10 protein-coding genes are annotated in these 7,620 nt (G+C 65.0%); 2 read left to right on the plus strand and 8 right to left on the minus strand.

From position 1 onward, the window contains the following. Window positions 1–78 precede the first annotated feature (78 nt). Window positions 79–273 (plus strand): hypothetical protein, encoded by a 195-nt coding sequence (locus tag PYV00_RS04410; RefSeq protein ID WP_275227049.1) that lies wholly within the window; start codon window positions 79–81, stop codon window positions 271–273. An 81-nt stretch (window positions 274–354) separates the two neighbouring features. Here the strand turns inward: PYV00_RS04410 and PYV00_RS04415 are convergent, their stop codons facing one another. Beyond that, window positions 355–591, minus strand: coding sequence for a hypothetical protein (locus PYV00_RS04415; protein ID WP_275227050.1), 237 nt, complete (start codon window positions 589–591; stop codon window positions 355–357). A 322-nt stretch (window positions 592–913) separates the two neighbouring features. Here PYV00_RS04415 and PYV00_RS04420 point away from each other — a divergent pair, with 322 nt between their 5' ends. Further along, entirely contained in the window at window positions 914–1,144 is a 231-nt protein-coding gene (locus PYV00_RS04420) for a DUF6437 family protein (protein WP_275227051.1), read from the plus strand. Between the two features lie 116 nt (window positions 1,145–1,260). On the opposite strand, the gene PYV00_RS04425 is transcribed toward PYV00_RS04420, so the two are convergent. From PYV00_RS04425 to PYV00_RS04455, 7 genes are all read right to left on the minus strand, one after another. Then, on the minus strand, window positions 1,261–1,665 hold the full coding sequence (locus PYV00_RS04425) for a single-stranded DNA-binding protein (protein WP_275227052.1): 405 nt from the start codon (window positions 1,663–1,665) through the stop codon (window positions 1,261–1,263). Between the two features lie 300 nt (window positions 1,666–1,965). After that, window positions 1,966–2,394 (minus strand): DUF6915 family protein, encoded by a 429-nt coding sequence (locus tag PYV00_RS04430; protein WP_275227053.1) that lies wholly within the window; start codon window positions 2,392–2,394, stop codon window positions 1,966–1,968. 11 nt (window positions 2,395–2,405) lie between these two features. Further along, complete coding sequence (locus PYV00_RS04435; protein WP_275227054.1) at window positions 2,406–2,855, minus strand: DUF6878 family protein; 450 nt, start codon at window positions 2,853–2,855, stop codon at window positions 2,406–2,408. 123 nt (window positions 2,856–2,978) lie between these two features. Further along, window positions 2,979–3,932, minus strand: a complete 954-nt coding sequence (locus PYV00_RS04440) for a DUF2493 domain-containing protein (RefSeq protein WP_275227055.1) — start codon at window positions 3,930–3,932, stop codon at window positions 2,979–2,981. A gap of 295 nt (window positions 3,933–4,227) precedes the next feature. Continuing rightward, entirely contained in the window at window positions 4,228–4,650 is a 423-nt protein-coding gene (locus PYV00_RS04445; protein ID WP_275227056.1) for a hypothetical protein, read from the minus strand. An 11-nt stretch (window positions 4,651–4,661) separates the two neighbouring features. Then, on the minus strand, window positions 4,662–5,600 hold the full coding sequence (locus tag PYV00_RS04450) for an ArdC family protein (RefSeq protein WP_275227057.1): 939 nt from the start codon (window positions 5,598–5,600) through the stop codon (window positions 4,662–4,664). A gap of 154 nt (window positions 5,601–5,754) precedes the next feature. Continuing rightward, window positions 5,755–7,569 carry a ParB/RepB/Spo0J family partition protein gene (locus tag PYV00_RS04455; protein ID WP_275227058.1) on the minus strand — a complete coding sequence of 605 codons (1,815 nt, stop codon included), beginning with the start codon at window positions 7,567–7,569 and terminating at the stop codon, window positions 5,755–5,757. Between the last annotated feature and the right edge of the window lie 51 nt (window positions 7,570–7,620).

The following is a 7,620-nucleotide window of genomic DNA, read 5'->3' on the forward strand; positions in this document are numbered from 1 at the left end:
CGGTCGGGATCGACGCTGGGCGGAATGCCAAATTCGGGCTATGATCGCGGAGAATTTCCACCGACATGGAGAGCGACAATGGCCAGTGTGACCTTGTCCGCGACGCCCAAGGGTAACGGGTTCCAGGCGACCGTCAGCTATGACGGCTGCGTCTCGATCAACTCGGCAGAGACCTACCCGACGATAGCCGAGGCGATCTCGGCGGCGGCGATCAAGATGCTCGAGATGCCTGAGAGACTCGAGGCGATGGACCGTGAGGACCAGACGGTCTGACCACGAGCTGGCGCCGCGATCAGGTCGCCGAGCATAGGAAAAGGAGGAAGCCCGGTGCGGACTTCCTCCTTTCGAATGTGCTCAAGCTTCGTCACTCAACTTGCTCGGTACGGTGTCAATGACCCGGTCCAGCATCCCGGCCGGAAGTGCGCCGTAATCGCCCTCGTCGACCGCGATGTAGCCCGCCTCGTCGTCGGTCAGGACGTACTGCGTGAAGTAGCTGTGGAAGGACCGGGCATGGGCCTGATCCAGTGCTGCAACGAAGGCCACCTGATCGGCCTGGAAACCACCGTCGGCAATGTTCATCGAAACGTACATGTCTAAACCTCCTGATGTTCGATGCGTCGCATCAGGCATGCCAAGGATGTGGGCGACGGGCCGTGTCAGGGACCGCGCGGCACGCGCGGCCGCGAAGCGGCGATGGGGGTCACGATTTTTTCGGGCTTGCCCGGGAAAATGGTGGGGCCCCGTCGTCCTTGACGCGGCCCCAAAGCCTACATCACGATCGGACTTCTGCGAGAGAGACCTCTCCAACCTCTCCGACCAGGCGCATGTGTCGCGCAGAAACCGATTTCCTACATCCTGGCCGCCTGACATTATCGGCGCTGGAGGGGACCCACGGCCACCGAAAGGAACACTGATGGCCAGGTCCAAACCGAGTGCTCGGGATGCACTCAAGAAGCTGCGCGAACAGCGTCTCGAACTCGACGCGCAGGAGGTCCGGCTTCGCGATGAAGCCGCAACCGAACTCGGCAAGTTGCTCGTTGAATGCGGCGCCGAGACGATCGAACCGGCTGAGCTCAAGCGGGTCGTTCAGGCGTCGATGGCGCTCGGCATCGATGAAACCCTCAAGCGCCTGGCGGCGAAGTAGTCGGTCACCCGCGGCGGCGCGCGGGCTCGATGCCCCGCGCCGCCGCCAACGCCGGCAAGCACAAAATAAGGCCCCGATGGCGTGTGCCACCGGGGCCTTGTCGTTAAACATGACGATCAGTCCTCGTCGATGTCGGGCGCCCCTTCGTTGCTGCCGTCGTTGCCATTTGGGCGGCCGCCCTTGGTGAGGAAGTCGACCTTGTCGGCGATGATCTCGCAGCCGTAGCGCTTGGTGCCGCTCTGGTCCTCCCACTGCGTGTAGTGGATGCGGCCCTCGATCGTCACCAGCTGGCCCTTGGTGCAGTATTTGGCGACGTTCTGGCCGAGCCCGTTGAAGCAGGTGACGCGGTGGAATTCGCTGTCCTTGACGGTGTAGCCGTTCTCGTCCTTGTAGGTCTCGCCGTCCTTGCGTGCGGGCCGATCGGTCACCACCGAGATCGACGTGATGCTGGTTCCACCCTGAGTGGTGCGGGCTTCGGGGTCGCGGGCGATGCGGCCAACGAGGATAACGAGATTGGTCATGGGTCTTCTCCTGATCGAGCACTCCGGGTCCATCCCGGCTGCAAACCCGACGAAGAAGCGGCCCACGGCGAAGCGCACCGAAGGGAAACCCGGATATGGTTCGGGTGGTGCGGGCAGCCGGGCGCAGCCCGGCAACTCGGCCGGACCTGATCCGGGTTGCGCGTCTCGACGGGGCTGCTTCAGGACAGGTTTGCCCCAGAGCCGGATTGGTCCCGGAAACCTTGATGGGAAACTGACCCAGCCCTTGTTTATTCCGGCGTGGCCAAAGCCGAAGCGGCCCGTTCCACCCCCAGCGGGAGCTCATATTTCGACGCGGACCGATCGCCTCGCCTTGATCGGACTGCCTGACGGAACCGCACCGTCATCGGCGAAATCTTCGCCAATCACCGGATCCGGTTCGTCCAGTCGCTGCCCGCGCAGCATCCAGGCCTGAGGGGTGATGAGCCGAGCCCAGTCAGCAAAGGAAGGGATCGAACCCAGGTCTTCCCGCACGTGCTGCTCGCCAACTAGACGCACCGGAACGACCCGGCCGGCGGTATTGACGATCGTTGCCCCGAAGAGGGTTTCGAGCATGAAAATGCCCTCGGCGTGGTGTCGCAGCGCACGGTGCCGGGGATCGGCGAAGATGGCCTTGGACTGATCGAACCACTGGTGAAGCGCGAGGTAGTCTTCAACCGCGCCGCCCCATTTCCGGACCGAGGACAGAGCATGGTAATAGCAATGAGCCATGACGGCCTCCTTCACAGTTCGGTGTAGTGGTCGTCGTACGCCGTGTAGCGCAGCTTGCAGTCGAGCATGAATGTCTCGGCCGTCACATCGATCTCAAGCGCGCCCCCCGCGCCGTCGTTGATTTCCCAACCCGGGTAATGAAGTTCAAGCGCGGCATAGGCGAGGTCCTCGAGCGCTTGCTTGAGAGTCGTCTGAACCGGTACGGCCCCGTCTTCCGCGACGCAAACCGAGAACTCTTCAGGTAGGTCGACCGCCGTGTCGCTGGCGTCCCGACAAGCCATGTCCTCGATAGCACCGCTGTCCCCGCATCCGTCGAAAGCGACTTCCACCGAGACAATGCCAAGGTGACGCAGCGGTGCGATCACCGCGCGCTTGAGGCGATCGATTTCGCTGGTGACGCGGGCGCGATTGGCAGCCTGCTGCTCGGTAAATTCGGCAAGCACCATGCTGGGGCTGATCATGAAAACCTCCTGTGCTGTACGGTCGTGCGGCCGTCCGCATGATCCATCGGCACAAGGGCTCACCTCCCCTCTTCAACATCTACGCCAGCGCCGCCGGGCGCTGGCGCGAAGGCCAACCGGCCTTCAATCGGGCGAATGGGCTCCCGACTTGGGGCTCGTGCCGAGCGGACCGCGGCGATCGACGACGGTGATGCGGCGCGTCTTGGCTTCGATGACCAGGCGTTCGAGGACGCCATTGCCCGGAAAGGCGACAACGTACCTCGGATCGAGCGAAAGCATGCGCTCATTGCGCTTGAAACCCGCACGGGCGCCAAGCCGCATGTCGAGCGAGAAGGTCACCTGGGGTATGTTGCGGCGCTCAGCCCAGCTCGACGCCAGGCGATCGACGCCCTTGGTGTCACCGCCATGGATCAACACCATGTCAGGAACACGGTCACGAACCTTGTCGAGTGTCGCCCAGACGTTGTTGGCGAAGGTGAGCGCATCGGCCTCGCTCGGATGCCGCGTGCGTCCGCCGGCAAAAACAACCGGCGTGCCCTCGGGCATCGCCGCGCGGCGCTTGGCCTCGGCCCGGGCGCGCAGGAAATCACGCCCCTCGACCAGCGCCGAGGTCAGCATCGCGCCATGGTTGAAGCGCGAACTCGACACCGGCTTCCAGGACGAACCGAACTCGTTGAGATACAGGCTTGCCGCGATCTCCCGCATCTCTTCGAGCGCCAGCATGGCGGCTTCGGCGCATTGCGCACGCTCGACCTGGGTTTCGAGTTCGTGGGTGTGGATTTCGGAGCCATCGGCGGTTGCGACAAGCGCCCGAACTTCGTCGGTGGCGCGGTCGAGTGCGGTCGATTTGCGCGTCGCGGAGCGGTGGAACAGGTTGACGAAGGCCCAGCCAAGATCCTCGGCGTCGGCCTCGAGCGCGGTCCCGGAAACGAGCGCGAAGAGATCGGACCAGACCGCTTCGAGCGTCTGAACGACGGCTTCGCGAACCGGAAAATCACTGCTCGAAACCGGGGCGGGACCGATCGAAAAACCGGCGAGATCGAGACCGGCGAGCTGGTCGGTAAAACTGGTATGCATGGGCGTGTCCTCCTGACTGGCGTGAGGCTGACGCAGGCCGCTCTTGGCTGCGCCAGCGAGAGCCCGTCAGGGCCAGCTTTGGGCGGACCCGCGCACCGAAGGGGAACCCGCTTGGACAGGCTGGCGCGGGCAGGCCGTGTCCCGCAGGGACCGGTCAACACGGGCTTGGCCAAGCCGGGTTGCGCGGGCGCCGCCGGCTGGCCCAGGGCCTCTCTCGCATGGTGCAAGCCATGAGCTGCGCCGTCCCGCCAGGATCACGAGGCGCTATGCAGATACAGGCTCTATCGGCTCGGTTTCAGGCGCCGCGCTTGCGGTAAACGCCCTCCCCGTTCGACATATGTCCGAAGCAATCGTAGTCCCCGAACAGCGCGTCGAAGCGAGGCGTGATTTGGCGGAGCCATTGCTGCGCCCGGGGGCTCCGTGCGGTGCGCCATTCAGCGTCCCAATAGGCCCCGTCATCGCGCTCAACGACCCAGACGGCGACGAGGCCGCCGTAGACCGAGACCCCGAAGTCGGCGAACGCATTGCGCCTGAGGATCCGGTCCTCGCGGCCACGCCAGCCATCGTGTGCTGCAAGCGACGGAAAGGCTGCAGCAGCGCGCTCGCTGAGGTCCGCGCGCAGCCACTCATATTCGAAGTCCCAGTCACCATCGTCATCGACCTCAAGCAGGGTGAACGTGACGATGGCGCCGCTGGGATAGCTGACCGATCGGCCCATGGTGTCCTCCGTCAGGCTGCGAGTGCGACGTCTCCGGGTTCTTCGGCGGCATCTGGGATCGTTCGCCCTCCGAGCCTCAGCAGCAGGCTTGAGGCTTCCTCAGCCTTGGCCGCCGCGGTGAGCATGGCGCGGTCGTCTTCGCGTAGGAGCTTCAGCCAATGCTCGATGTAGCTCGCGTGACTGTCGAGATGAGTCACCGGCAGACCGAGTTCGGCCCCGAGCATCGCACTTGAGAGTTCGGCGACCAGTTCCTCGGCGGCATAGGCTGCCGTGCCGAAGCGATTCTTGAGATCGCGCGCCAGGCGACTGGAATGCCCGGTCCAGTGCGACAGCTCGTGCGCGAGCGTCGCGTAGTAGTGGTCGAAGCCGGAGAACAGGCTGGCGGGCGGCATGGTCACACGGTCAGGGTTCGGTTCGTAGTAGGCCTCGCAGCCCTGATGGCGCAGATTGACGGGGATCGCGGCAAAGAAGGCATCGAGCTCAGCCTCGCGCCCTTCGGGCTCGACCAGATCGAGCGAGACGATTGGATGAAACCGCTCGGGCAAACCCTCGACCTGGTCGGCGTTGAACACCGGATAAGCCTTCAGAACCCGGCGCGCCTCGTCGCTCTTCTCGCCGGTATCGGGCGCTTCGACCTCCTTGGTGTAGCTCTTGTAGAAAATGGCGATGGTCGACTTCTCACCCTTGCGGACCTGGGCGCCGAGGTTTTTGGCCTGGTTGTAGGTCATCCAGTAAGGCGAGGCGTAGCCGCACATGTCGGCGACCATCCACAGCCAGAATACGTTCATGCCGCGATAGGGAATGCCGCAAGCGCGCAAGGGCCGCGACACGGGCACGCCGCGCCAGGGCTGCACCCACGGCTTGGTCCCGGCTTCAAGCCGCGCGATGATCTCCTGGGTGATGCGGGTCGCTGGAGACAATCCGCCGGGCGAGGGTTTGCGATAGGCCATGAGGGCTCTCCTGATGTGGCCTGCCGGCAGGTTCGCCGGTCAGTTCCGCCCAGCATCGAGCTCCCTCCGCTCTCTTCCCAAAAAGGAAGCGGCCCCTTGGGCAAAGCCAAGGGACCGCTTCGGAGGGGCGAGTGGCCTGCCTGTCAGGAGGAAGTCAGGCAGCCAGCTCGCGGGGGGGCTGATTGTCGTCGTTGGCGCCTTCGGCGCTCGCGACGGCTTCGCCGGTGGACTCGGGGATCTGCGCATCGTCCGCTTCGACCTCGACGAGCGCGGCGCCAGCAAAGCGCATGACCTCGGGCACCCAAGCGAGCGCGCGTTCGCGGACCTCGACTTCGGTGATGTAGGTCCCAGCGAAGACACGCTCGGCGCTCATCGCGAGATCACCCTTCTTGACCGAGGCGAAACGGCTCGACAGGTCCGGACCACCGACCGCAGCCAGCGCATCGAGGATCACCGCCTTCGACACCCGGTCGAAGTAGTTCGCCGCGGTCGGGCGCCACCAGGCGGCCATGTCGATGCCGATGAGCGTGGCCAGGTGATCGTGGAAGTCGATCCTGCGCTCGCCGGCCATGTTGAGGCTTGCTTCCAAGGTGCGGCCGACGACGTGACCGAGCCAGGCGGCACGGGCTTCGTCAGAAAGCGCCCGGAAGCGGTCGAAACGCTCCGACACGTCCGCGCCGCCACGCCAGTTCTCGTCGAGGCCTGACTTGAACTCGGCGAGCGAGGCGCTTGCCGCAGCATCCTTTGCCTCAAACCCGATGATCGGGCCGGCAGGTGTGCCGCCCCGCAGTGTCGTTGCCGAACGCGCCCGGTAGTCGAGCGTGTCGGCGTCGGCGAGCGTGAAGACCATCAGGTCGAGCGCGAGACCGGGATCGGACGCGACATGGAGCGCAAGGACGTCTCGGCGCTGCATCGCGAGTTCATCGACAAGGCGCTTCGACAGCGCCGCGCGGCGCTTGCCCTCCCCGGCTTCGCCCGACACGATTTCGACCGCGTCATCGTTTCCGCCGTCGACCTCTCGTTCGCCGTAGAACACCGGCTGGAGCACCGGCGTGCCATCGCGCGACAGTACGAGGATCATCCCAGCCTCAGATTTGAGCTCGGCCGCGATCACCGGCGGACGAGCGCGGATATCCTGACACTCGCGTTCGATCGCCTCGATTGCCGCTTCGGCCGCGGCCACGGCTTCCTCGGCACTGTCCTCATCTTCAAGGATCGCGGCATGTTCGTCATAGGAAGTGTCGAGTTCATCGAGCCGGGCGAGTTCGGCTTCGGTGAGTGGCGCAGGTTCGGCCGGAAGCCGTACCAGGCCCTCGACGAGGTCATGACTGGCGTAGGGATCGAGCGTCGGTTTGACCCACGCGAGGCCCTGCTCTTCGGCAAGGACCTTGGCCTGTTCCTCCATCTTCGCCGCGGCGAGGGTCTCCAGCAACGCGACATCGGCCCAGGCTTCGCTGTCCTCGTCATCGAACAGCTCGCGCTCGATCAGGCCACCGGCAGCGATATAGGCATCGCGTCCAACGAGCCGGGCACGGGGGTCGCTGCCACGGACCGTGCCCGAGAGCACCATGCGGCGGATCGAGTCCGGGTTGGGGGCATAGTAGCCGGTCGAGACCTGTTCGAAGACCCGGGCCTGGATCGCCTGGTCCGAAGTGGCGCCGTATGCCTTGGCGAGATCGAGCGTGATTTCGCCCGAAGCCAGCGCCTCGAACACGACCGGCGCGAGCTTGGCGAGTCGCAGGCGACCTTCGACGAAACGGACTGTCAGGCCGAAGCGGCGCGCCACATCCTCGATCGAGGCGCCCGCCTCGATCAGCGATGCGAAGGCCTGGGCCTCATCGGCCGGATTCATCGCCAGGCGATGGAAGTTCTCCGCGAGGCTGGTCTCGATGGCGCCTTCGGCGGTGTCTTCGAGCACGAGGCAGGTCACCTCGTGGTCCTTGGGCAGGACCTTGGTGCGCGGCGACAACTACGATGGCCGGTTGAGCGGCGACTATGATGGCCGGTAGGATCGGTTGTC

It is taken from the genome of Novosphingobium album (ex Liu et al. 2023) (assembly GCF_029076845.1).
Lineage (GTDB): Bacteria > Pseudomonadota > Alphaproteobacteria > Sphingomonadales > Sphingomonadaceae > Novosphingobium.

Bases quoted from the DNA above. Each gene is read 5' to 3' on its own strand.
- PYV00_RS04450 (WP_275227057.1), bottom strand. From the start codon at position 5,600: ATGGCCTATCGCAAACCCTCGCCCGGCGGATTGTCTCCAGCGACCCGC.
- PYV00_RS04435 (WP_275227054.1), bottom strand. From the start codon at position 2,855: ATGATCAGCCCCAGCATGGTGCTTGCCGAATTTACCGAGCAGCAGGCT.
- PYV00_RS04440 (WP_275227055.1), bottom strand. From the start codon at position 3,932: ATGCATACCAGTTTTACCGACCAGCTCGCCGGTCTCGATCTCGCCGGT.
- PYV00_RS04425 (WP_275227052.1), bottom strand. From the start codon at position 1,665: ATGACCAATCTCGTTATCCTCGTTGGCCGCATCGCCCGCGACCCCGAA.
- PYV00_RS04430 (WP_275227053.1), bottom strand. From the start codon at position 2,394: ATGGCTCATTGCTATTACCATGCTCTGTCCTCGGTCCGGAAATGGGGC.
- PYV00_RS04410 (WP_275227049.1), top strand. From the start codon at position 79: ATGGCCAGTGTGACCTTGTCCGCGACGCCCAAGGGTAACGGGTTCCAG.
- PYV00_RS04420 (WP_275227051.1), top strand. From the start codon at position 914: ATGGCCAGGTCCAAACCGAGTGCTCGGGATGCACTCAAGAAGCTGCGC.
- PYV00_RS04445 (WP_275227056.1), bottom strand. From the start codon at position 4,650: ATGGGCCGATCGGTCAGCTATCCCAGCGGCGCCATCGTCACGTTCACC.
- PYV00_RS04415 (WP_275227050.1), bottom strand. From the start codon at position 591: ATGTACGTTTCGATGAACATTGCCGACGGTGGTTTCCAGGCCGATCAG.